The organism is Corallococcus sp. bb12-1 (assembly GCF_026626765.1).
Lineage (GTDB): Bacteria > Myxococcota > Myxococcia > Myxococcales > Myxococcaceae > Corallococcus > Corallococcus terminator.
Genome location: NZ_JAPNJZ010000028.1, coordinates 311,845 through 334,266, shown reverse-complemented (window position 1 = coordinate 334,266; position 22,422 = coordinate 311,845). Strand labels below are relative to the sequence as shown.

Genomic DNA, 22,422 nt, shown 5'->3' with positions numbered 1-22,422 from the left:
GCGACGGAGGGCGTGAGCGCGGCGCCGATCCCCGCCACGAGGAGGTCTCGGCGGGTGGGGCCCGGTGGGGCGTGTGGGGGACGGGACGAGCGCATGGGCAAAGCGTAGCGGCCGGGGGCGCCGGAAACGGGTGCTTCGAGGGGACGGCGACAGGCAGGTGACAGTTCTGGAAGGGGCCGGTGTTCCTGTGTCCGCGAGGGGCGACGACGCCCCGACATGACGGCGGCGCCCCGGGCTCCCCACGAGGGAGGCATCCGGAGGGCGGTGCCATTCGGAACCCGTTCAGGAAGGTCCAGGCGATGAAGCGCAAGGTCGCGGTGTGCGTTGGGGTGTTGGTCGCGGTGGCGGGAGGGGTGGCCCAGGCTCAGGAGCCCCAGGCGCCGGTGTCGCCCGCGAAGGTTGCTGCTGCCTCGGTGGTCGCGGATCCGAAGCCCGTCTCCGAGGCGCCCTCGGGTACCGAGACCCAGGCAGCCCCGGTCGTGGCGGCCCCCGTCACGGTGCTGTCCGCCGCGCCCCTGGTGGAGGCCGCGACGGGCGGTGAGCCCGCGCAGGCCGCCGTGGCGCAGCGCTCGGAGCCGGAGGAGATCCACGTCCCGGCGGTGCTGATGGTCATGCCGCACGTGAGCACGGCGGGCAAGGACACGGGCCGGCTGGTGACGACGTTCGCGGTGGGCCTGCTCGGGACGCATGCGAAGCGGGTGGACGGGCTCGCGATGTCGATGGGGGCCAACTGGGTGGGGCAGTCGCTTTCTGGGGGGCAGCTTGCGCTGGGGGCCAACGTGGTGCGCGGTACCGCTTCGGGCGTGCAGCTCGCGGTGGGCGGCAACGTGGTGACGGGCGAACTGGAGGGGCTTCAGGCCGCGGTGGGGCTCAACGTGGTGCGGGGCGCGGCGGCGGCCGGGCAGTTCGCGGTGGGCGGCAACGTGTCGGGCGGGGCGCTGTCGGGCGGACAGTTCTCGGTGGGCGCGAACATCGCGGGCTCGGGCGGCGTGGGCGGGCAGTTCTCGGTGGGCGCGAACATCGCGGGTGGGGCGCTCAAGGGCGTCCAGGCCTCGGTGGGTGCCAACGTGGCGCCGTCCATGGACGGCCTCCAGGCCGCCACGGGCCTGAACTACGCGAGGGAGATGCGGGGCGCGCAGTTGTCGCTGCTCAACGTGGGCGGGGACGTGTCCGGCGCGCAGGTGGGGCTCGTCAACATCGCGAGCAAGGTGGAGGGGTTGCAGCTGGGCCTGCTGAACGTGGCGCGCGAGTCCCAGGGCGAGGCGCTGGGACTGTTGAGCTTCATCGGAAATGGTCAGGCGAACGTGCAGTTGTGGGCCAGTGATGTCGCGTACACGAACGTGGCGTTGAAGTTTGGCAGCCAGCACTTCCACACGCTGCTGACGGTGGGGTTCAATCCCGGCACCAACACCCACCGTCGCCGCTATGTCGCGGGCTTCGGTTTCGGCACGCACATCCCGACGGGACGTCTGTTCTTCGACCTGGAGGCCATTGGCTCCAGCGTGCATGCCGACAACCTCTTTCGCGACGGTGATGGCCTGAATGTGCTCGGGCAACTGCGGCTGGTGGCGGGGTGGCAGGTGGCGAAGCGCTTCGCGCTCATTGGCGGCGTCACCGGCAACACGCTGGTCACCTGGAACAACGGCGACCGGTGGGAGGAGTTGGGCATCGGGCCTGAATGGCGCAGCGTCTCCGACGGGGGCAACACCACCGTGCGCGTGTGGCCCGGCGTGCTCCTGGGCGTGCAGTTGTAGCGCGAGGTCATCGACATGAAGCGGGAGGGAACCATGTGGAAGCGCCTGGTGGTGGCAGTGCTCGCGGCGGGTCTGACGACCGGCTGCTATTTCACCGAGAACATGCAGGGAAACGGCGACACCGTGACGGAGGGGCGTCCCGTGGGCTCCGGGGCCGGCTTCATCAACGTGGAGAACCACGGCTCGCTGGACGTGGTGGTGAGGGAGGCGGAGGTGGCGGACGTGAAGGTCGTCATCGATTCGAACCTCCAGGCCAGCGTGCGCACCTTCGTGGTGGCCGGGCAGACGCTCGTCATCGAAACGGACGGTGCGTTCACGCCCAAGGGGCAGGCGCGGGTGGAGGTCCAGGTGCCGCGCGTGGTGGGCATCGTCCAGGACGGCTCCGGCACCCTGCGGGTGGAGGGGTTCGAGCAGGGCCAGGATGACGTGCGGCTGGTGGCGAAGGGCTCTGGCACGCTGTCCTTCTGCGGAGGGGTCCACACCCTGGATGCGAAGCTCGGTGGCTCCGGGCGCATGGAGCTGTGCACGGCCGGCGAGCGGATGGCGGAGTGGGTGGACTTCACCCAATCCGGTTCGGGCGAGCTGACATGGTCCGGCAGCGCGAAGCTGGTGCGCGCGAACACGAATGGCTCCGGCCACATGACGCTCACGGGAGTGACCAACCGGCTGCTGGCCCGGCTGGACGGCAGCGGTCGGATGAGCGCCCAGGGCCTGCGGGCGGTGGACGTGGACATCGTGTCGCAGGGGTCGGGAAACGTCATCGCGTTCGTGGACGGGGGCGGGGCGGTCATCACGGTCGACTCGTCGGGGAACGTGGACCTCTTCGGCCATGCCATCTCGACCCAGGCGCGAGTGAACGGCAGCGGTCGGGTCGTCTGGCACTGACTACCTTGTCTTCATCACCCGCGAAGGCCGCGGGCGGGAAGGAAGGCGGGTCATGCCAGGGACCATGCGGGCGATGGTGCTCCACGCACCCGGGCAGCCGTTGAGGGAGGAGCACCTCCCCATTCCGGAGCCCGGGCCGGAGCAGGTGTTGTTGAAGGTGCACGCCTGCGCCGTGTGCCGCACGGACCTGCACGTGGTGGACGGTGAGCTGACCCGCCCGAAGCTGCCGCTGGTGCCCGGCCACGAAATCGTGGCGACGGTGGTGATGGCGGGCGAACGGGTGGGCGGCTTCGTGCCCGGGATGCGCGTGGGCGTACCGTGGCTGGGGTGGAGCTGTGGGCAGTGCCGCTTCTGTCGTTGGGGGAGGGAGAACCTCTGCGACACGGCGCGCTTCACGGGCTACGACCTGGACGGGGGCTTCGCCGAGTACACCGTCGCGGATGCGCGCTTCTGCTTCCCGCTGCCGCCGTCGTACCGGGACCTGGAGGCCGCGCCGCTGATGTGCGCGGGGCTCATCGGCTTTCGCAGCCTGCGCATGGCGGGTGAGGGGCCCCGGCTGGGGCTGTATGGTTTTGGCGCCGCCGCGCACATCCTCATCCAGGTGGCCCGCTACCAGGGGCGCAAGGTGTATGCCTTCACGCGCGAGGGCGACGTGAAGGGCCAGGCGTTCGCGCGGGAGCTGGGCGCGGTGTGGGCGGGAGGTTCGGACGTGCCGCCGCCGGAGCCGTTGGATGCGGCCATTCTCTTCGCCCCGGTGGGCGCGCTGGTGCCCGCCGCGCTGCGGGCCGTGGACAAGGGCGGCGTGGTGGTGTGCGGCGGCATCCACATGAGTGACATTCCCTCCTTTCCCTATTCGGTGTTGTGGGAGGAGCGGGTGGTGCGCTCGGTGGCGAACCTCACGCGTTCGGACGCACTGGACTTCCTGGCGCTGGCGCCGCGCGTGCCCGTGCGCACGGAGGTGCAGGTGTTCCCCCTTTCCGCGGCGAACGAGGCGCTCCAGGCGCTGCGTGAAGGGCGTGTGCGGGGGGCGGCGGTATTGGACATGACGGGCACGGGCGAGGGCTCGCGCAGGTGAAGTTGCTGGAGAAGCAGCAGGAGCGCGAAGCCGCCGTGCAGTTCCCCGGGCGCGGGCCCCAGGTCGTGGAGTCCGGCCGCGCGCCCATCCCGTCTCCGAGCTGAATCCGTCCGCAGACTCTTGGGAACCGCGCTGTAGTCTCGGAGTGGATGAGAAAGAACGAAGCGCGACACGGGTGTTGCATCGCGGTCCTTGCAGGCCCGTTGATTCAGGTGTCGTGCGCCGAGGCGCCGTTGCCCTCCACTTCAGGTTCGTACCGGAAGTGGGTGGGCCCCCGGGTGTCCGTGCCCGGCGGAGGCCAGTTTCGAACCGTCATCCACTATGGCCCCTGGCAGTGCAGTTCACAGATCATGAACTACTGTCGGCAGAAGTGCGCTGAGAGCGGGCACGTCCTCCAGGGCTGCATGTGGCTGGCCGACGTGAAGATGGATTTCGAAGGCACGATGGTTCGGGCGGGAAGCCGGTTCGGGATGACGCAGTGTTGCTGCAACTACTCGACGCTGAGCCCGATCCAGAACGAAGCCGCTCGCGGCCGTTGGAAGAACCCCCGAAAGGGGTTCCGGGAGCAGTGGGCCGAGCGCTTCGGGGCATGGCCGACCGAAGCCAACGGGAAGCCCTACCAGGGCCACCACATCCGGGACCTCCAGCACGGTGGCAATCCCACCGAATGGGACAACATCCTCCCGTTCCCGCAGGACCTCCACGAGGACCTGCTTGGGCCCTATAACCAGTGCTACGCGAATGAGCCCCCGTGGACGACTCCCGGAGTGGATCACCCCTATGGCGAATAGTTCCGTGCCGATGACCGCGTTGCTGGAGGAGGTGTCACGCCTCCACTTTCCCAACCCGCCCGCGACCGAGGCACAAATCGAAGCGTTCGAGCAAAGGGTGGGGTGGCGACTGGACCCCGACCTCCGCGCCTTCTATCTGCACTGTGACGGCGCGGATCTGTTCGACCGGATAGACCCTGCATTCTCCTTCTATCCGTTGGCGAAGGTTCGCCGTGCGCGCGTGGTCCTGCTCAAGAACGACACGGACAAGGCCGGCCCCGCGTCCTGGTACGCGGTCTGCGAGGTCCAGGACACCAACTACATCTTTCTCGACGTGAGCCAGCAGGCCGGTGGCCGATACCCCATCCGTGACGGCTATCGCGAAGCGTTCCCGGATCCGGCCTACAACCGGCAGATTGCTGATTCCTTCTCTGGGTTCCTCGAAGGCGCGCTCAACTCCAACGAATCTTGGTTCTGGCTCCGGGGCGAGGAGTAGCTGATGCGACACCCTTGCTGCGCGCTCCTGCTTGGACCCCCATACCCATGGGCGGGGTCGCTTCACCGTCGCACGTTGAAGCTCAAGCACGGGTCGCCGTGAGGCATTGTGCCCCGTGTGCACGCGCGCACGTCCCATCCTGCCCCGGCGCTCATGCGGCGGCTCCCTGCGGACGCGCGTTGGCTGGACGTATGCACTGAACTCCGTGCACACACCGGCTCCGGACACGGAGCCCCCACCCGAGGCGGACGATGAAGCGCGCACTGCGAATCACCTACCGGGGCATGGAGACGAGCGACACCCTGAGCGAGCACATCCGCGAGCAGGCCGACAAGCTGGAGCAGTTCTTCGAGGGCATCACCGGCTGCAACGTCGTGGTGGAGGAACCCCACCGCCACCACGCGCAGGGCCATCACTTCCACGTCCGCGTGGAGCTGCATGTGCCCGGCCGGGACATCATCGCGGATCGCGAACCCGCCGAACCCACGACCCACGCGGACGCGTACCAGGCCGTCACCGACGCCTTCGAGGCCGCGCGGCGCCAGCTCCAGCACCACGCGGACCGACAGCACGCGCACCACCGCTGACGGGATTTCAGTGCAGGCTGACCGTGGTGCGCAGCAGCGCCAGGTACGTCCAGTCCCGCGTGGGCTCTTCCACGGGCGGGGTGTCGTAGTGGTTCACGTAGCCCGCGACGCCCACGCCCAGGAAGCCGGTGACCCACCAGCGGAAGCTCAACGCGCCGCCCGTCGCGCCACCGGGCTGCACGTCCTCCGCGCCGCGTCCCAGCCACAGCCGCTCCATGCGCGCGGCTACTTCCAGCGAACCGGAAGGGATGCCCTCGGAGCCCACGCCCGCGAGCGCCTCGGGCCACTGGTTGCCTTTACGAGGCTGGCCGCGCACCACCCAGGACGCCTCCACGCCCAGACCCTGGCTGCTCATCGTGGGCAGCGATTCGCGCGGCGTGGCCGGATTTCCATCCGTGTCCCGCGAGCGGTGCTCCCACGCGGCCGCCGCCTGCACGTCCACGCGCACGGGCCCCGCGTCCAGCCGGCCATGCGCCTCCGTCACGGTGCGATAGCCGGACACCGGCGGCGGTCGGTAGAAGAGGAAGTTCTGCGGCAGCCGCCCACCGATGCCGGGCCGGTCGAACGCGTCCTCCACGTGCACGCCCGCGCCCAGGCGCACGCCGCTGTGATGCACATCCAGCCGCGCGTCCACGGAAGGCGAAGCGTTGTCGTTGCCCAGCGGGCTGCCGGAGCCATTGCCCAAGCGCAGCCATCCCTCCAGGGGCAGCGACGCGGGCGTCCACTGCGCCTCCAGGCCCAGGTCACGCCGGGCCCAGAACGCCTGCGTCACCAGGGGCAGCTCCGGGATGGGCAGCGTTTCGATGCTCTGGTCGCGCCCGGCGGGGAACAGCGGCGTCTTCGCGTAGCCGATGGACAGGCGCAGGCCGGTGATGATGAGCAGGTCGATGTACGCGTCGAGCAGCGCGGGCTTCTCCTGCGCCCACTCCGCGGTGCCCACGGCGACGAGCCACGGCACCGGCTCACCCCGCGCCCCCATCCGCAGGCGCGCGAGCGCGAAGCCGTCATGGCCTTCGATGTCGTCCGCGTGGACGCGGTAGTCCACCTCGCCCACGAGCGTGGGCGTGATGCGCGGCCCCTGCGCGCGGGCACCCGACGCGGACAGGAGGACGAGGGAGACGAGCGTGAGCGGGCGGTTCATTCCGCGATGGGCAGGATGCGCAGGGTGTGGGTGGTGCCGTTGGTCGGGTCGCCGTCATGGTCCGCGACGAAGATGCGCTTGTTCTTCGCGTCGTAGGCGATGCCGTGCGGCTGCTGGAAGCCACCGGCCAGCACGCTCACCTCGCCCGACGGGCGGATGCTCAGCACGGTGCCGTCCCGGCTGCCGGTGAGCAGCGTGTCCCCGGGGCCCTGGGCCAGCAGGTCCGGGCTGGACAGCGTGGCGAAGGGCACGAGCTGCGACGGATTGGACAGCGGCGAGCGGTACACCTTCCCGGCGATCTGATCCGAGATGTACAGCGTGTCGTCCACCGCGAGCACGCCCACGGGCTTCACGAGCGCACCCACCACTTCCTGCTCGGTGCCTTCCAGGGTGAGCCGGGCCACGCTGCCCACGTTCACGTTGTTGTTGCGCACGAAGTAGCCGTCCAGCAGCTGTCCGTCCTTCGTGACGGTGATACCGATGCGGCGGCGCTCGGGCGGAAGGTTGGGCACCACCGCGGAGCTGCCATCTGGCCGGACGTAGACGATGTCGCCCGCGGTGCCACCGCCGAAGCGCACCACCACCAGCGTGCCGTCCGTGAGCCGCGCCAGCGCGCCCAGGCCCGGACTGTCGGCGGAGGTGACGGGAAGGTTCGCGACCAGCGAGATGCCCTCGCCATCACGGTAGCGCAGCACGCGGTTGTTCTCGTCGTCCGCCATGAAGAGCGTCGCGCTCTCCGCGTCCCACCACAGGCCGTTGGGGTCGCCATCCACGGCGATGGTCTTCGGGCCCCGCTCCACGAGCTCCTCATCCGGAGTCACCACTTCTTGGGAGGAGGAGCAACCCACGGCGGCCAGCGTCATGCCCAGCAGGGCAGGGAAGAGGATTCGCATGGACGCTCCTTTATCGCGGAACGGACGGTCTGCCGAGTGACAGGCCCATGTCGGAGGTGGACCCTCACGGGCGGTGGTGCGCGCGGGAAGCGGACACTTGCCGGGACCGCGGGGAGGGGACCTGCCAGTGCCGGGGCGGAAGCCGGTAGCGTCGACCCCTTCCTGGAGACACCTCGCATGAAGACTCCTTCCTCCCGGGGATGGCTCGTGCTCGCGGGCGCGCTGTGGCTGGGCGGCATCGGCTTCGGGCTCGTGACGCTGGCGCGGTACTCGCTCACGCCTGGGGACGCGCAGGCGATGGTGGAGCGGTGGCCGGAAGGGACGCGGCTGACGCGTCAGGCGGGGCGACCCGTGCTGGTGATGCTCGCGCACCCGAAGTGTCCCTGCACGCGCGCCAGCGTCGCGGAGCTCGAAGCGCTGATGGTGCACGCGGGCGGGCGCGCGGATGCGTTCGTCCTGTTCCTGCGTCCGGAGGGACTGGAGGACGGTTGGGAGCAGGGCGAGCTGTGGCGCGCCGCCGCGCGCATCCCCGGCGTCACGGTGCTGAAGGATCCGGGCGGCGTGGAGGCGAAGCGCTTCGGCGCGACGACCTCCGGACACGTGGTGCTCTACGGCGCGGAAGGCCACCTGCGCTTCAGTGGAGGCCTCACCGTGGCGCGGGGGCACGCAGGGGACAGCCCGGGGCGCATGGCGTTGGAGCGGGTGCTGCGTGAAGGCGGTGCGGGCGGCGAAACGCCTGTGTATGGCTGCGCGCTGGAGGACCCACCGACCTCCGCGGCCCGCTGAAGCGCGCGGATGTCTTGCGGAAGGCGGATTCAGGACAGACGTTGTTCCGCGTTGGACGTCCGGAGGCCAGGGCCGTTGGCGCGGTGGGGCGTCTGGGATTGGCTCCGCGCGCCTTCATCCGTGCCACTTTCTACGCGGGGGAACCCCTTCCATGTCGCTCAATCACTACGTCACCCTGGGCCGCTCCGGCCTGCGCGTCAGTCCCTTCTGCCTGGGAGCCATGACGTTCGGCGAGGACCTGGGGTGGGGCAGCAGCGTGCAGACGTCCAACGCCATCATGGACCGCTTCATCGAGCGGGGCGGCAACTTCATCGACACGGCGAACGTGTACACGTTCGGCCACTCGGAGAAGATCATCGGGGACCACCTGGGAAAGGACCCCGCGAAGCGCGACCGGGTGGTCATCGCCACCAAGTTCTTCGGCAACCTCTTCGAGAAGGATCCGAACGGCGGCGGCGCGAACCGCAAGTCGGTGATGGCCGCGTGCGAGGAGTCGCTGCGCCGGCTCCAGACGGACTACATCGACCTGTACTGGATGCACGCCTGGGACGCGAACACGCCCATCGAGGAGACGATGCGCTCGCTGGATGACCTCGTGCGTTCGGGCAAGGTCCGCTACGTGGGCTTCTCCGACACGCCCGCGTGGAAGGTGGCGCAGGCGCAGATGACGGCATCCTTCCGGGGCTGGGCGCCGCTGGTGGCGCTGCAAATCGAGTACTCGCTGCTGGAGCGCACGGTGGAGGGCGAGCTCATCCCCATGGCGCTGGAGCTGGGGCTGGGCGTGACGCCGTGGTCGCCGCTGCGCAGCGGGGCGCTCAGCGGCAAGTACACGCGCCAGAACGCGGGCAAGCAGAAGGCGGACCGGGGCGCGTGGGCGGAGAGCTCGCTCAACGACAAGACCTACGACCTCATCGACCTGCTCCAGCGCGTGGCGAAGGAGCAGGACTCCACGGTGGCGCGCGTGGCGCTGGCCTGGGTGCAGAACCGTCCGGGCGTGGCGTCCACCATCCTGGGCGCGCGCACGCTGGAGCAACTGGACAACAACCTGGGCGCGCTGGACCTGAAGCTCACGCCTGAACAGATGAAGGCGCTGGATGACATCTCCAAGCCCACGCTGAACTTCCCGGCGGCCTTCCTGGAGAACGCATCGTCCTTCATGCACCCGGGCTTGAGCGTGAACGGCGTTCAGGCCCCGCCGAGCAGCCTGAAGCCCAAGGCCGGCAGCGTCCCGCGCTACTGATCCACGCGGTGGAAACCCGGGCCCCATCCGTCCAGGGGCCCACACCGTGGAGTGCGGGGCCGTACGTTTCAGCCCATGCCAACGGGAAAACGGCGGCCGGAGCGTTCAGGACATGACGCTCGCGGTGGCGCGAATGGGAGCCGTTCCTAGTATCGGCCCCCTGGCGGTCGGGTGGGTTGGTGGTCTGGCGCGGTAAGGGCGGCGGGAGGGTGGCATGAGCGAGCTTCTGACGGGTGATGGGCTGTCGCGTGCGCAGGGTCTCGGCACGCCGGTTTCCTCGGGCGGTGCGGGCTTCTCCCACGACTCCGAAAGCTTCGACGCGGAGCTGGATGCGTGCCTGGATCGCGCGCTCTTCTCCGGTCCCTGCCAGGACATCGACATCGACGAGGATGTGCAGGAAGTCGCCGCGACCGGCTCCATGCGCGCGCTGCTCGACCTGGCCTCCACGGAAGAGTCCTGGCTGGAGTCGCTGCCGCAGTCCTCCAACGACGACACGGAAGTCCCGATGTCGCTGTCGGACGAGGCCGCGAACTTCGTCATCCCGGAGTGGCTGCGCGCCGAGGAGTCGCCGTCCTCCGATAAAGCCTCGTCGTGGGACAACGCTCCTCAAGCCCATGTCTGGGCCTCGCCTGACTCTCCGGCCGCGGCCTATTCGCCGCAGCCGTGGGTGCCCTACGAAGCGCCAGCCCCCGAGGCTCCGCCGCCGGCCATCGCCGACGTGTCGACGCGCATCCTGGGGATGAATCCCTTCTCCTTCGTCAGCGCCGTGGCGATGGGCGCGCTCGCCGCGGGCCTGCTCGTCGTCGCGGGTGTGAGACTGACCTCGGGAAATGATCAGCCGGTGTTCAGCGCCCAGGCGCCGTCGCAAGCGCAGTCCGCGCAGGTGGCGGGTTCGCGTCAGGGCGCGGCCCCTCAGGCCACCACGAATTCGCAGGGCGTCATGGGCACCCAGGGCTTCTACGGTGGCTCGGGCTCGTCGGGCTGGCAGCCGGCGGGTGACTTCCAGCAGGCCGCCGCGTCGGTCTCCAACACGGTGGGCACGTCCGCGCTGACGGAAGCCCAGCGCGCCGCGCAGTCCCTCACGCCGAACGGGCCCGTGTTCGCGGGCCCGGCGAACGTGGGCCTCACCACCGGCCTGCACACGCTGGCCCCGGACATCCAGGCGCCCACGGCGTCCGCTCCAGTGACGAAGAAGAAGGCCCCCGTGGCCCAGCGTGCCGCCACGCTCGAGGAGCCGGAGGACACGGGCGAGGTGCGCGAGCTGTCCTTCGGCCGTGAAATCACCGCCGAGGAAATCGAGCAGGCCCGTCTGGCTGCCGCCGCCGAGGCCGAGGAAGCCGCGCCGCCGGGCTCGGAGTTCGACGAGGACTTCGCGCGCGAGATGGGCTTCACCGAAGAGGCGGAGTCCGCCCAGGCCCAGGTATCGAAGCAGGCCCCGGAGAAGACCGTCTACATCCCGCCGGCCCCCAGCGCCGACGGCCCGGAGCGCCTGTCTCCCTCCGACGTGAGCGCGGTCGTCCTCACGAACCAGCCGTCCATCGCCGCCTGCGTCCAGAACTTCAAGGCCGGCACGGCCCTGGAGAACGGCGGCCGATTCCAGGTTCGCTGGTCGGTGGACACCGCCGGCAGCGTGTCCGGCGTGGCCATGGAGACCGAGTCCCTGCGCGGCTCGCCGCTCGCCGGCTGCATCGAGGACCGGGTGCGCGGCTGGAAATTCCCCGTGCACCGCGTGGCCATGGACGCCCCCGTGCGCTTCCCCTTCGTCTTCTAGGAACGGCGGGCACCGCGTCCCGGAGGCGTTTATCCTCTCCGGGTCATGACGAAGCGCGCGCCTCCGGTGCCGGAGGGTCCAGACCCCATCGAGGTGCACCTGTGCCACCGGTGCCTGATGCGCCTGCCGGTGGAGGCGGGTGGGACGGACCTTCCTCGCCGCGTGCGCGAAGCGCTGAAGACACACGGGCTCGCGGGGCAGGTCCAGCTCATCCCCGCGTCCTGTCTGGGTCACTGCCCCACGGGGCTGGTCACCACGCTCGTCGTCCCCGACGCCACGGCGAAGGGGACGCACGCGAAGCTCATCGACCCGCTGGCGGACGGCGAGGACCTGGCGAAGCACCTGCTCCAGGTCCGCGCGAAAGCCGGGCGGCCTTGAGCAGCGCTTCCATCATGGGCACGCAGCTCGCGGTGCCCGTGCCGGCAATGGCATAGGCGGTGCCGTGGTCCGGTGACGTGCGCGGCACCGGCAGTCCCAGCGTCACGTTCACCGTGCGCTCGAAGTCCAGCGCCTTGGCCGGGATGAGTCCCTGGTCGTGGTACATGGCCAGCACCACGTCGTACTTCGCGCCCACCTCGTCGGGCCGAGCGAACAGGCCATCCGCGGGAATGGGCCCGTACGCATCCACCCGCTTGGAGCGAGCGCGGCGGATGGCGGGACCAATCACCTCCACCTCTTCACGTCCCAGCATGCCGCCCTCGCCCGCATGCGGGTTGAGGCCCAGCACGGCGATGCGCGGCTTGTGGCCCACCACCGGCTCCAGGCTGCGCGACAGCAACTGGAGCTGCGCCACCAGCTTCTCGACCGTCAAGAGCTTCGGCAGCGCGGAGATGGGGACGTGGTTCGTCGCCAGCGCGATGCGCACGCGCGGCCCGTCCATCATCATCAACACGTCCACGCCGAACGCGTCCGCCAGCACCTCCGTGTGGCCCATGAAGGGGATGCCCGCGCGCGAAATCTCCTCCTTCGAAACGGGCGCGGTGCACAGCGCGTCCACCGAGCCCGCGCGCATCGCGTCGATGGCGGCCCGCACGTACGCGTACTGCGCCTTGCCACCCTCGCGTGAAGGCTTGCCCGGCACGCGGTGCTTCTCCTGAAGCCGCGTCACCTCCACCACCGCCGGCCCCGTCGTGCGCCCCAGCTCCTCCAGGGACACGCGAGGGAAGCGGCGGAAGAGGGGGAAGCCCTCCAGCGTGGGCCCGTCCCCGAACACCACCGGCACCAGCGCGCGGCGCACCGCGGGGCGAGCCAGCGCCAGGGCCGTCACCTCCGGCCCGATGCCCGACACGTCCCCCAGGGAGATGCCCACGCGAGGCAGCGCGGGCGTCGTGGCCACCGGGGTGCGCTTCACATCTTCACTTCGACGTTGGCCTTGGAGCGCAGCTCCTGGACGTACTGCTCCAGGAACTTCTCCGTCTTCTCGGAGAGGAGCTTGGACTCCAACTTGGGCTTCATCTCGTCGAAGGAGGCCACCGCGACGTTGCGGCGCTCCTCCACCTTCAGGATGTGCCAGCCGAAGTTGGTGCGGATGGGCTCGCTCACGTCGCCCTGCTTGAGGTTGAAGGCGGCCTTCTCGAACGCGGGCACCATCACGCCGCGCTTGAAGTAGCCCAGGTCACCGCCGTCCGCCGCGCTGGGGCCCTCGCTGCGGGCTCTCGCCAGGGCGGAGAAGTCCATGCCCTCACGGCGGGCCTCCTTCGCGATGCCTTCCGCCTTCTGCTTCGCGGCGGCCACCTGCTCCGGCGTGGCCTTGGCGTCCACCTGCACCAGGATGTGGCGGGCGTGCACCTCCACGTCCTCGCTCTCCATGCGCGTGTACTGGGTGTACGCGGCCTTGAGGTCCTCCTCGGTGACCTTCACCTTGGGGCCCACCTTCATGCGCAGGAGCTTGTCGCGCACGACGCGCTTGCGCAGCATGTCCTTGTAGCTGGCGAGCGTGTAGCCCTCGTTGATGAGCATCTGTTCGAACTGCTTCATGTCCGGGACGTTGTTCTGCTTGAGCACGTCCTGCACCAGCTCTTCGACTTCCGCGTCCGTGGTGGTGATGCCCAACTGCTGCACCTCCGTCTCCATCAGCTTCTCGCCGATGAGCGTGTCCAGCGCGCTCTTCATGAGCTGCGCGCGGGCCTCGGTGCGCTTGCGCGCGTCGACTTCCGAGTTGATGCGCTGAAGCTCCGGCGCGGCGCGCAACTGCACTTCCGACAGCGCGATGACATCGCGGTTCACCACCGCCGCCACCTTGTCCACCAGCTCCGCGCGCGCGGACGTACCGCCCGCCAGGAGCATCACCGCCGCCAGGAACGCCACCAGGTTCTTCATCGCAACGACCCTCTCCACGAAACCCCGGGACGGCCAACCAGCAGGCCCCCGGAAAAGTCCTTCACTTCGCCGCTTGCGGCGCCGGCCGCCCGCGGATGGTCTGCAGCGTGGCCTCGTTCACCACCACCTGCGCCTTCTCACGCAGGTCCTTCTCGAAGGCCTCCTGCGCTTCCGCCCGCTTGGTCTCCAGCAGGCGGGCCTCCACCTTCGAGCGCACCTCCACCAGCTCCCGCTTCCTCGCCGCCCTGCGCTCCAGCACCTTGAACAGGTGGTAGCCGTACTCCGTGGACACCACGTCCGAAACCTGCCCCACCCCCAGCTTGAATACCACCTCGTCGAAGGCCGGCGGCATCTGTCCCCGGGGGAAGAAGCCCAGGTCCCCGCCCACCTTGGCGTCCGCGCTGAGCGAATAGCGCCGCGCCAGGTCGGAGAACTTCTTGCCGGACTTGAGCTGCACCTGGAGCCGCCGCGCCTCGTCCAGGCCCTTCACCACCATCTGCGCCGCGTGGACCTCCTCCGGCTCCTGGAAGTCCGCCTCGTGCGCCGCGTAGTACGCGCGCAGCTCCTCCTCCGTCACCGCCACGCGCGAATAGACGTGGTGGGTGAAGAGCTTCTCGATGGTGAGCCGGCTCGCTTCCCGCGCGCGCAGCTCCGCCATGGACAACTGCCCCTGGGCGAGCACCTCGTTGAAGTTGCCGGCCGGGTAGTCGCCCGACAGCCGCAGCACGCCCCGGTCCACCTCTTCGGGCGTCACCGCGATGTTGTTCTGCTTGGCCGCCTGGAGCAGCAGCATCCGCTTCACCAGCGTGTCCACGAGCGCGCGCTTGAAGGGCTCCACCTCTTCAGGCGTGGGTTCAGGCCCTTCCGTGGTGGCCAGCTCCCGGCCCAGCTCCTGTTCGAAGTCCGTGCGGCTGAGCGACTCGCCGTTCACGGTGGCCACCACCGCGGGGTCCGGGCCCTCCTGCGTCGGCGGACGGCAGCCGGCGGAGCCCAGCACGCCCACCCCGAGAACCAGGGCGGCGGACCAGGACAGCAGGGAGGCGCGGAGGAAAGCAGGACGCATGCGCGGAGGCCTCGGGAGGGACAGCGGGGGACCTTCCACGGTGGTGCCGGGCCGCGGGGCTTTCAAGCGGGACGTCATGGCCGGGATGGGAAGCGAACGGATGGGCCCATGGGACGGCCTTCCGGGTAGCACGGCGTCGGGGCCCCGACAACCCACGGGGAGGGGCCCTAGAGCTTCGTGGCGTTGGACGTCAGGAAGGCCTCCACCTGGGGGAAGATTTCGTCCGGCGCCTTGCGGCCCAGCACCAGGTCCGCGTGGCCGTAGTCCTCCGCGAAGCCGTGGCCCTTTCCGGCGACCAGCATCTTCACCGGCCCGCCCAGGTGCTCCTTCGCCCGGGCCACCGCCAGCGGCGGCGCGAGCAGGTCCCGGCTGCCGGCGATCAACAGGAAGGGGATGCGCACCCCGGCCAACGGCTCGCGGTAGTCGAACTCGCCGTCATAGGAGGTGAACTTGCTGGAGATGATCCACCGGGCGAACTGCCGCCCCACGCCCCCGGCGATGTCCGCCGGCACGTTGGCCAGCGCCCAGCGCACCACCTGCGGATCCATGTTCTCCGCCAGCATCATGTACCGGGTGAGCGGCCCCGGAGGCGCCCCGAAGAAGGCGATGCTGGTGACGCGGCGGGTGGGGATGACCTTCAGCTTGAGCAGCGGCTCCACCCGCTGCACGAAGGCGCGCAGGCCCGGCTGCACCGCGAAGGTGAACGGCGCGCCCAGGGCCACGCCCGCCTTCACCGGCGCCTGGGGGTTCTTCGCCAGGTGGGCGTAGAGCATCAGGCCGCCCTTGGAGTGGCCCACCCAGAGGACCTGCTGGGCGCCGGTGGACATCACCGTGCGCAAAGCGGTTCTCACGTCGTGTTCCGCCTGATCATCAAAATTCCAGTCCGCGCACGCCCCGGCGAGCCCCCGGCCGCGCAGCTCGATGACCCAGGTCTCGAACCCCGCCCGCGCCAGATAGCGCGCCAGGCTGTACTGCTCGTTGAAGTCCATGTGGAAGCGGTTGGCTCCCAGCCCGTGGCACAGGATGACGGGCTCCGCGTACCGGCGCTCGCCGCGCGGGTGGTAGCGCCCCAGCGCGATGGCGGCCCCGTCGTCCGTGGGCACCCGGTAGAGCTCATCCGGCTTGAAGCTCAGTGTCAGCAACCCCTCCTTGCCGCGCTCGACTGCTCGCGTGAAGAGGTCCGCCATCCGGCTCAACCGGGGTGCCGCTGCCTGTCGTGATGTCACGTCTTCAGTCTACGCCCGACCGCCAGACGATGCCGCCGTGTCGCACAGGGACTTTCATGCGACGGCAGGGCAGTTGCAGGAGGTACGAGGTATTCGCTGGGAGGTCGCAGAAATGGGGCAGGGCCGGGGTTTCAAGGAAGCGGTGTCGACCTTCATTGCCACAGTTTTTCCCACAGATACCCTCCTGGGTGCCTTGAAGGTGATGGAACGGCACCGGGTGAGGTTGGTGGGGGTGGTGGGGGCTGGGGGCGGTCTGGTGGGCGTGGTGCACGAAACACAGCTCTTGGCCGCCTGGGGGGCGGATCCGCTGGCGCAGGTGTCGGATGTGATGGCGCGCGTGCGCAAGACGCAGTTGAGGAGCAATGGGAGGCGGCCCATCCATGAGGCTCGCCTGGCTGCCCGCTCCACGCGGAGGCCGAAGCTTTTCTGAAGGGTCGGGGTCCAGGGCGGAAGTAGAGTGGGGCGTCGTGTCCGAAGCCGCCCCCGCCGCCTGGTCCGTGTACATGCTGCGCTGTCGCGACGGCACGCTCTACACGGGCGCCACCAACAACCTGGAGCGCCGGTTGGCCACGCATGGGCGCGGCAAGGGTGCGGCGTACACGCGGGCCCGTCTGCCGGTGACGCTGGTGTGGAGCGAGCCCGCCCAGGACCGGAGCGCCGCCCTGCGCCGGGAGGCCGCCATCAAGCGGCTCACGCGCGCGGACAAGCTCCGGCTCTTCGCGCGGCGCCCCGGGCGGCGCTAAACGCGCGCCCGGTCGCCTTGTTGGGCGGGCGGATTTTAAATCCGAGACGGGATGCGGTCCGCGCGACAGGGGCCGAGGTGTTTCCGGCGGTTTCATCCTGCAGTGATGATCCGCCTGGGGCTCCCGGGTGGGTGTACGGCGCGTGAGGGCTCGAATTAGGGTGTAGGCGTTCCTTGCAGGGAGGAAGTCCATGCTCAGGTCGCGCTCCGTGTTCGTCTTGCTTGCGTTGGGATTGGGGGGCTTGGGGTGCTACGCGCCCAACCACCAGCCCGTCATCACGGCGGGGCCCCGGCCCCTGGGTTCGCCTTCAACACCGGGCGGCCTGAAGTTCGAGGAGGGGACGCAGATCCAGCTCCAGCTCGAAGTGACGGACAAGGACGAGGACGAAATCTTCTTTCTCTGGTCGCAGTCGCCCACGAACCCGCCTGGAGCGTTCAGCAGCACCACGGTGGCCACGCCCACCTGGACGGTGCCGCCGCCGCCCGAGGACCCGAAACAGGCCTTCCGCCTCTTCGTGGAGGTGAAGGACGGCAACGGGGGCGTGCTCCTGGGCCAGTCGCCGGACATCTACTCCATCCCCAAGCAATAGGTGCCTGCCGGGGAGGTGGGCCGAGCGTCGGGCTAACCGGCGACGGTCGCGGTAGGGGGCGGGGAGCCGGGCCGCTGCTTCGAGCGGCTCCGGAGGGCGACGACGATGGCCGCCACCAGGCCCACGCCCGAACCGATGGCCGCGCCCATCAACTGCGAGTGCATCAGCGACGCCGTCACGCTGCGCACCACCTCCGGCAGGTTGCACATGGTCTGGGCGGCGAGCGGCGTGCTGTTGTTCCACTCGATGTACGAGGGGGCCGTCAGCGACGCGACGAGGGTGCCCAGCAGGGTGCCGGCCAGGATGAAGATGAGGAATGTCTTGAACAGGGCCATGGGAGGGACCTCCTCGGCGGGTGGGCGGCGGGCCGTCCTTAGTATGCGTCCGCCCGCCGCGAAAGGGGCGAAGGCATGCTAAGGGAGGGGGCGTGCCGCTCCTGCCACTCGCCATCCTGTTCGGGGTCGTCTCGCTCGCGTGCGCGGTCACCCTGTTGATCCACGCCTTCCGCCGCAGCGTGGGCACGGGGGTGATGGTGCTGCTCATCCCCTGCTACATGCTCGTGTACGCTTTCAGCCAGTTCGAGCACCCGCGCAAGAACCTCATCGTCGCCGGCTTCCTGGCCAGCACGGTGCTGACGGCGGTGTTCCTGGGCATGGGCGCCCACGGGCTCGCGGCGGTGGCGGCGCGCACCCCGCCTCCCGGCTTCTAGCGCCCCCGCGCATGGTCGCGTCCTCCGCCGTCGTCCCGGACGCACGCTGTGGCCAGCATCCGGCCGTGGCCGCGGTGGCGCTCTGCGCGCGCTGCGGCGGCTTCCTGTGCGGCGCGTGCACGGAGGTGCTGGAGGAGACGGCGTACTGCGAGCCGTGCGCCCAGCGGCGCTGGCAGGACACGCGGCCGTGGCGCGGAGGGCAGGTGCTGCTCGCGGCCAACGCCCTGGGGCTCTTGTTCCTCTGCGCGCCGCTGATCCACCTGTCGTGGACGATGAAGTCCGGCCGGCGGAGCGGGGTCGAAACGACGCTCATGCTGCTGGGGTGGACGCTGGTGGCGGGCGTGGGTGGCGTCGTCTTTTCCACCTGGAAGTTGAGGCGCCACGAGCGCGTGGGAGCGCTTCCGGATTGGGCGGGCCTGGCGCGCGGCCTGCGCATCCTGTCGGCGCTGAACCTGTTGGGCGTGGCGCTGTGGGGCGCGCTCGCCATCTTCGTGGTGTACGTCTTCCGCTCGAGGCACTGAGGGCCCGGGACGCCGCGTCACACGCCGCGCGCGTTGGGGTCCCACATGTACTTGTGCATCTGGAGCTGGAAGCGAACGGGGAGCCGGTCCTCGATGATCCACTCCGCCAGCTCGCGTGGGTGGAGCTTGTCGAAGATGGTGGAGCACAGGACGCTGTAGGGCTTGGAGCCCAGCTTGTGCTCGGTGATGAGCGCGCGCGACCACTCGTAGTCCTCGCGCGAACCGATGACGAGCTTGAGCTCGTCGTTGGCGTTCATCGACACGAGGTTGCGGTAGTCATTGCGGTCGCACTCGCCCGACGACGGCGTCTTCATGTCCACGATTTTGTGGACGGCCGGCGGCACGAGCCGCACGTCGATGGCGCCGCTCGTCTCCAGCAGCACCTTGAGGCCCGCGTCGAGCAGCGACTCCATCAGCGGATACACGCCGGGTTGGAGCAGCGGCTCGCCGCCCGTCACCTCCACCGCGGGCGTGTTGAGCGCCAGGATTTCCGTGACGATGTCCGCGTTCTTCATGCGGTTGCCACCGTGGAAGGCGAACTCGCTGTCGCAGTACGTGCAGCGCAGATGGCAGCCCGTGAGGCGGATGAAGGCGCAGAGCAGGCCGGCGTGAGAGGACTCACCCTGGAGGGAGAGGTAGATTTCCTTCACCACCACGGAGTCGGCGGTGGGGACGCGGCGGGGCTCGATGTGCGGGCGTGCGGCGGGCATGGGCGTGCTTGCGGAAAGGGGCGCATCAAGCGCACCCGGGGGCCGTGGGTCAAGCCCGGAGGTCCATCCCGGGACGAACGCACCCCGGGGGGCGGGGAATTCCAGGTCGGTCGTCTGCTTCGGTGGGACTCAGGAGGTGGACGGTGAGCGGCGGGCCTTCACCCGGTCGATGAAGGTGTCGATGAGGTGCCGGGCGATGCTCAGCCGGGGCGGGATGCGCGGCAGGTCATCCACATTGAACCAGCGGGCCTCGGCGATCTCCTTGCCGTCCACGGTGACCTCGCCGCCTGCGTACTCGGCCATGAAGCCCACCATGAGCGAGCGGCCGAAGGGCCACGGCTGGCTGCCGAAGTAGGTGAGGTCCTTCAGGTCCACGCCCACCTCCTCCTTCACCTCGCGCAGGACGGTCTCCTCCAGCGACTCGCCGGGATCCACGAAGCCGGCGACGGTGCTGAAGAACGGTTCGGGGAAGGTCGCGTTGCGCGCCAGCAGCATCTGGTCGCCCCGGGTGATGAGGACGATGACCGCCGGAGAGATGCGCGGGTAGTAGGGCGTGTGGTCCGCCGGGCAGCGGCGGGCGCGCTCCCCCGCGACGAGCTGCGTGGGGGTGCCGCACTTGCCGCAGAAGCGGTGACTTACGTCCCACTCCGCGATGGACAGCGCGCGGCCGGCCACGGCGAAGGTGGCTTCGTCCACCTGCTTGTAGAGCGACCGGGCGGGGACGAACTTCAGGCCCTCGGGCGGCACGAAGTCCCCGGGCAGGGGCACGGCGTAGCAGTCCGTGTCATTGAGCACGCCCAGGAAGTGGGCGCTGGCGGCGAGCTCCGGCAGGTCCGCGCACCGGGGCAGGGCGAGGGTGCCGTCGCGGTCGGACACGAGCAGGTCCATGCCGCGAGCGGGAAACAGGAGCGCGGTGTCGCGCGAGCGGGCGGGCGGGTCGTACCCGGGCTGGAAGCGTTTCAGGAGGCTCACGGAGCCACCTTAACGGACGGCGCGCCGGGGCGCCGCGCGCTATGCTGACGCACCTCTCGTCGCCGGGGCTCGGGGCCCGGGGAGCCACACGTGAACGCCATCATCCTCCGGCTGGTCTGCGGCCTGCTCTTCGCGGGCATGGTGCTGGGCGTGGTGACCCATCCGCCCAAGGACCTCACGCAGGGCCTGGGCATGATGCTGCCGGCGACGATGCTGCTGGGCGTGGCGCTGAAGGGGCCGAAGGGCCGCTCGCGCCTGCCGCCCAAGAAGCGCGCTCCACCCTCGCCGCCGGTCTCCGGTGGGACGCCCGGCGTCTGAAGGCGTCCCCGAGGACCGCGGTGTGTGGGCGAGGACGGTCGTCAGTAGACGGCCAGCAACTGCACGTCGAAGACGAGCACGGCATCGCCGGGGATGACGGGCGGCGAGCCCGAGCCGCCGTAGCCCATGTCGGAGGGGATGACGAGCTTGCGCTTGCCGCCCACGCGCATGCCGACGACGCCCTCGTCCCAGCCCTCGATGACGCGGCCCTGTCCGAGGCTGAAGGAGAACGGCTGGCCACGGGGAATGCTGCTGTCGAACAGCGTGCCGTCCGGCAGCCACCCGGAATAGTGCACCTGGACGATCTTCCCGGACACAGCCTCCGCCCCGGTGCCGACCGTCAGGTCCTGCGTGTACAGCCCGGAATCGCTCTTGTTCATCGCGGCCAGGTCCACGCCCAGCGAATCGGCGTACGTCACCTTGGCGGGGTCACCCGAGGAGGAATCACCACAGCCCGCGAGAGCCAGCACCGCGCACAGCAGAAGGGATCGAAGCATGGGCCGCAGCCTGCCCGGCACGCGCGCCCCGGGAAAGGGGGAAGGGGCACGCGGCCTGCTGCCCGGCTGGAGGGTGCTTCTGGTGCGGGTGGCCCCACGTCCTGATTGAAGCCCACGGGCGAGGGGCTTATCCGTTGCGCCGCCTCCCATGACGACGCCCTCCGAGCCCGCCCCTTCTTCGTTGAGTCCCGCGCTGATCGGCTTGATGGCGATGGCCAGCGCCGTCGCGGCCGCGAACCTCTATTACAACCAGCCCCTGCTGGGAGACATCGGCCGCACGCTGGGCGCATCGGGTGGGGCGTTGGGGTTGGTGCCCACGCTGACGCAGGTGGGCTACGCGGTGGGCATGTTGTTCCTGGTGCCCCTGGGCGACAGCCTGGAGCGTCGGCGCGTCATCCTCACGCTGTGCGCCTGCGTGGCCGTGGCGCTGTCGGCGGCGGCGCTTGCGCCCGACCTGCGCGTGCTGGTGGCGGCGAGCTTCGCGGTGGGTGTCACCACGGTGATTCCGCAGTTGCTGGTGCCCTTCGCGGCGCAGCTCGCGGAGCCCTCGCGGCGCGGCCGGGTGGTGGGCACGGTGATGAGCGGGTTGCTCATCGGCATCCTGTTGTCGCGCACGGCGGCGGGCTTCGTGGGCACGCACCTGGGCTGGCGCACCATGTTCTGGGTGGCCGCGGGACTGATGGTGGTGCTGGGGGTCTTGCTGCGCTTCACGCTGCCCTCGCAGCCGCCGCTGGCCGCGATGCCCTATCCCACGCTGCTGCGGTCGCTCATCCACCTGGCGCGCTCGGAGCCGGTGTTGCGATTGCACGCGCTCCTGGGCGCGCTCACCTTTGGCGCCTTCAGTGCCTTCTGGGTCACGCTGGCGCTCCACCTCCAGTCGCTGCCCGGGCACTACGACGCGCAGGTGGCGGGCCTCTTCGGCGTGGTGGGCGTGGCGGGCGCGGCCGTAGCGCCGCTGGTGGGGCGCCATGCCGACAAGCGCGGGGACCGGCGCCTCAACGCCCTGGCCATCGCCGTGCTGCTGGCGTCCTTCGGCGTGCTGTGGCTCGTGGGGCACACGCTGTGGGGCATCGCGCTGGGCGTGGTGTTGCTGGACCTGGGGGCGCAGGCCAATCACATCACCAACCAGACGCGCGTGTATGCGTTGCAGCCGGAGGCGCGCAGCCGGCTCAACACGCTCTACATGGTGACGTACTTCCTGGGGGGCGCGGCGGGCGCGTGGGCTGGAACGGCGGCGTGGACGCGAGCGGGCTGGTCCGGTGTCTGCGCCGTGGGCGCGGCGATGTCGCTCGTGGCCCTGGGGGTGGTGCTTTGGAGCAGCCGCCGCGCACCGGCCCGGGTCCCCGCCACCTGAAGC

At 70.0% G+C, this 22,422-nt stretch carries 27 protein-coding genes; 17 read left to right on the top strand and 10 right to left on the bottom strand.

Annotated features, from left to right (window positions below; genetic code table 11):
- Positions 1 to 299: 299 nt before the first annotated feature.
- The 6 genes from OV208_RS35265 to OV208_RS35240 all read left to right on the top strand — a co-directional run bounded on the left by OV208_RS35265 (position 300) and on the right by OV208_RS35240 (position 5,567).
- Positions 300 to 1,754, top strand: coding sequence for a hypothetical protein (locus OV208_RS35265; RefSeq protein ID WP_267578320.1), 1,455 nt, complete (start codon positions 300 to 302; stop codon positions 1,752 to 1,754).
- A 33-nt stretch (positions 1,755 to 1,787) separates the two neighbouring features.
- Positions 1,788 to 2,639, top strand: a complete 852-nt coding sequence (locus OV208_RS35260; RefSeq protein ID WP_267578319.1) for a GIN domain-containing protein — start codon at positions 1,788 to 1,790, stop codon at positions 2,637 to 2,639.
- Between the two features lie 52 nt (positions 2,640 to 2,691).
- The gene (locus OV208_RS35255; RefSeq protein WP_267578318.1) at positions 2,692 to 3,714 is read left to right on the top strand and encodes a zinc-dependent alcohol dehydrogenase family protein; all 1,023 of its coding nucleotides are present in this window, start codon (positions 2,692 to 2,694) and stop codon (positions 3,712 to 3,714) included.
- Between the two features lie 350 nt (positions 3,715 to 4,064).
- A complete protein-coding gene (locus tag OV208_RS35250; protein WP_267578317.1) occupies positions 4,065 to 4,505 on the top strand; it encodes a hypothetical protein in 441 nt (146 codons plus the stop codon).
- Positions 4,495 to 4,980, top strand: a complete 486-nt coding sequence (locus OV208_RS35245; RefSeq protein WP_267578316.1) for an SMI1/KNR4 family protein — start codon at positions 4,495 to 4,497, stop codon at positions 4,978 to 4,980. Before OV208_RS35250 ends, OV208_RS35245 begins: the two co-directional genes overlap by 11 nt.
- A gap of 251 nt (positions 4,981 to 5,231) precedes the next feature.
- Complete coding sequence (locus tag OV208_RS35240) at positions 5,232 to 5,567, top strand: HPF/RaiA family ribosome-associated protein (RefSeq protein ID WP_267578315.1); 336 nt, start codon at positions 5,232 to 5,234, stop codon at positions 5,565 to 5,567.
- A gap of 7 nt (positions 5,568 to 5,574) precedes the next feature.
- On the opposite strand, the gene OV208_RS35235 is transcribed toward OV208_RS35240, so the two are convergent.
- Positions 5,575 to 6,708 carry a hypothetical protein gene (locus OV208_RS35235; protein ID WP_267578314.1) on the bottom strand — a complete coding sequence of 378 codons (1,134 nt, stop codon included), beginning with the start codon at positions 6,706 to 6,708 and terminating at the stop codon, positions 5,575 to 5,577.
- Complete coding sequence (locus OV208_RS35230; protein WP_267578313.1) at positions 6,705 to 7,601, bottom strand: YncE family protein; 897 nt, start codon at positions 7,599 to 7,601, stop codon at positions 6,705 to 6,707. The genes OV208_RS35235 and OV208_RS35230 overlap by 4 nt, the downstream gene beginning before the upstream one ends.
- A 177-nt stretch (positions 7,602 to 7,778) precedes the next feature.
- Between OV208_RS35230 and OV208_RS35225 the strand changes: the two genes are divergently transcribed.
- The 4 genes from OV208_RS35225 to OV208_RS35210 all read left to right on the top strand — a co-directional run bounded on the left by OV208_RS35225 (position 7,779) and on the right by OV208_RS35210 (position 11,776).
- A complete protein-coding gene (locus OV208_RS35225; protein WP_267578312.1) occupies positions 7,779 to 8,387 on the top strand; it encodes a RedB protein in 609 nt (202 codons plus the stop codon).
- A gap of 151 nt (positions 8,388 to 8,538) precedes the next feature.
- Positions 8,539 to 9,627 (top strand): aldo/keto reductase, encoded by a 1,089-nt coding sequence (locus OV208_RS35220; protein WP_267578311.1) that lies wholly within the window; start codon positions 8,539 to 8,541, stop codon positions 9,625 to 9,627.
- A gap of 214 nt (positions 9,628 to 9,841) precedes the next feature.
- Positions 9,842 to 11,398 carry an AgmX/PglI C-terminal domain-containing protein gene (locus OV208_RS35215; protein WP_267578310.1) on the top strand — a complete coding sequence of 519 codons (1,557 nt, stop codon included), beginning with the start codon at positions 9,842 to 9,844 and terminating at the stop codon, positions 11,396 to 11,398.
- A gap of 45 nt (positions 11,399 to 11,443) precedes the next feature.
- Positions 11,444 to 11,776: a (2Fe-2S) ferredoxin domain-containing protein gene (locus OV208_RS35210; RefSeq protein ID WP_267578309.1), complete on the top strand. Its 333-nt coding sequence runs from the start codon at positions 11,444 to 11,446 to the stop codon at positions 11,774 to 11,776.
- On the opposite strand, the gene pdxA is transcribed toward OV208_RS35210, so the two are convergent.
- The 4 genes from pdxA to OV208_RS35190 all read right to left on the bottom strand — a co-directional run bounded on the left by pdxA (position 11,700) and on the right by OV208_RS35190 (position 15,967).
- Positions 11,700 to 12,749 carry a 4-hydroxythreonine-4-phosphate dehydrogenase PdxA gene (gene pdxA, locus OV208_RS35205; RefSeq protein ID WP_267578308.1) on the bottom strand — a complete coding sequence of 350 codons (1,050 nt, stop codon included), beginning with the start codon at positions 12,747 to 12,749 and terminating at the stop codon, positions 11,700 to 11,702. The genes OV208_RS35210 and pdxA overlap by 77 nt on opposite strands.
- The gene (locus OV208_RS35200; RefSeq protein WP_267578307.1) at positions 12,746 to 13,717 is read right to left on the bottom strand and encodes a peptidylprolyl isomerase; all 972 of its coding nucleotides are present in this window, start codon (positions 13,715 to 13,717) and stop codon (positions 12,746 to 12,748) included. The genes pdxA and OV208_RS35200 overlap by 4 nt, the downstream gene beginning before the upstream one ends.
- 61 nt (positions 13,718 to 13,778) lie before the next feature.
- Positions 13,779 to 14,780, bottom strand: a complete 1,002-nt coding sequence (locus tag OV208_RS35195) for a peptidylprolyl isomerase (RefSeq protein ID WP_267578306.1) — start codon at positions 14,778 to 14,780, stop codon at positions 13,779 to 13,781.
- A 167-nt stretch (positions 14,781 to 14,947) separates the two neighbouring features.
- On the bottom strand, positions 14,948 to 15,967 hold the full coding sequence (locus OV208_RS35190; protein ID WP_120544375.1) for an alpha/beta fold hydrolase: 1,020 nt from the start codon (positions 15,965 to 15,967) through the stop codon (positions 14,948 to 14,950).
- 151 nt (positions 15,968 to 16,118) lie between these two features.
- On the opposite strand from OV208_RS35190, the gene OV208_RS35185 reads away from it, so the two are divergent.
- The 3 genes from OV208_RS35185 to OV208_RS35175 all read left to right on the top strand — a co-directional run bounded on the left by OV208_RS35185 (position 16,119) and on the right by OV208_RS35175 (position 17,338).
- Positions 16,119 to 16,436 carry a CBS domain-containing protein gene (locus OV208_RS35185; RefSeq protein WP_267578305.1) on the top strand — a complete coding sequence of 106 codons (318 nt, stop codon included), beginning with the start codon at positions 16,119 to 16,121 and terminating at the stop codon, positions 16,434 to 16,436.
- Positions 16,437 to 16,509: 73 nt separating this feature from the next.
- On the top strand, positions 16,510 to 16,749 hold the full coding sequence (locus OV208_RS35180; protein ID WP_043322549.1) for a GIY-YIG nuclease family protein: 240 nt from the start codon (positions 16,510 to 16,512) through the stop codon (positions 16,747 to 16,749).
- 190 nt (positions 16,750 to 16,939) lie between these two features.
- Positions 16,940 to 17,338: a hypothetical protein gene (locus tag OV208_RS35175; protein WP_267578304.1), complete on the top strand. Its 399-nt coding sequence runs from the start codon at positions 16,940 to 16,942 to the stop codon at positions 17,336 to 17,338.
- A gap of 32 nt (positions 17,339 to 17,370) precedes the next feature.
- Here the strand turns inward: OV208_RS35175 and OV208_RS35170 are convergent, their stop codons facing one another.
- Complete coding sequence (locus OV208_RS35170) at positions 17,371 to 17,673, bottom strand: hypothetical protein (protein ID WP_267578303.1); 303 nt, start codon at positions 17,671 to 17,673, stop codon at positions 17,371 to 17,373.
- A gap of 92 nt (positions 17,674 to 17,765) precedes the next feature.
- On the opposite strand from OV208_RS35170, the gene OV208_RS35165 reads away from it, so the two are divergent.
- Positions 17,766 to 18,047 (top strand): hypothetical protein, encoded by a 282-nt coding sequence (locus OV208_RS35165; RefSeq protein WP_267578302.1) that lies wholly within the window; start codon positions 17,766 to 17,768, stop codon positions 18,045 to 18,047.
- Positions 18,048 to 18,058: 11 nt separating this feature from the next.
- Complete coding sequence (locus OV208_RS35160) at positions 18,059 to 18,568, top strand: hypothetical protein (protein WP_267578301.1); 510 nt, start codon at positions 18,059 to 18,061, stop codon at positions 18,566 to 18,568.
- 17 nt (positions 18,569 to 18,585) lie between these two features.
- On the opposite strand, the gene OV208_RS35155 is transcribed toward OV208_RS35160, so the two are convergent.
- Both OV208_RS35155 and nudC read right to left on the bottom strand, forming a co-directional pair.
- Positions 18,586 to 19,278, bottom strand: a complete 693-nt coding sequence (locus OV208_RS35155) for a radical SAM protein (RefSeq protein WP_267578300.1) — start codon at positions 19,276 to 19,278, stop codon at positions 18,586 to 18,588.
- A gap of 129 nt (positions 19,279 to 19,407) precedes the next feature.
- Positions 19,408 to 20,250, bottom strand: a complete 843-nt coding sequence (gene nudC / locus OV208_RS35150; protein ID WP_267578299.1) for an NAD(+) diphosphatase — start codon at positions 20,248 to 20,250, stop codon at positions 19,408 to 19,410.
- A 90-nt stretch (positions 20,251 to 20,340) separates the two neighbouring features.
- Between nudC and OV208_RS35145 the strand changes: the two genes are divergently transcribed.
- A complete protein-coding gene (locus tag OV208_RS35145) occupies positions 20,341 to 20,568 on the top strand; it encodes a hypothetical protein (RefSeq protein ID WP_267578298.1) in 228 nt (75 codons plus the stop codon).
- Between the two features lie 41 nt (positions 20,569 to 20,609).
- Here the strand turns inward: OV208_RS35145 and OV208_RS35140 are convergent, their stop codons facing one another.
- Positions 20,610 to 21,065, bottom strand: a complete 456-nt coding sequence (locus OV208_RS35140; protein WP_267578297.1) for an FKBP-type peptidyl-prolyl cis-trans isomerase — start codon at positions 21,063 to 21,065, stop codon at positions 20,610 to 20,612.
- 148 nt (positions 21,066 to 21,213) lie between these two features.
- On the opposite strand from OV208_RS35140, the gene OV208_RS35135 reads away from it, so the two are divergent.
- The gene (locus OV208_RS35135; protein WP_267578296.1) at positions 21,214 to 22,419 is read left to right on the top strand and encodes an MFS transporter; all 1,206 of its coding nucleotides are present in this window, start codon (positions 21,214 to 21,216) and stop codon (positions 22,417 to 22,419) included.
- Positions 22,420 to 22,422 lie beyond the last annotated feature (3 nt).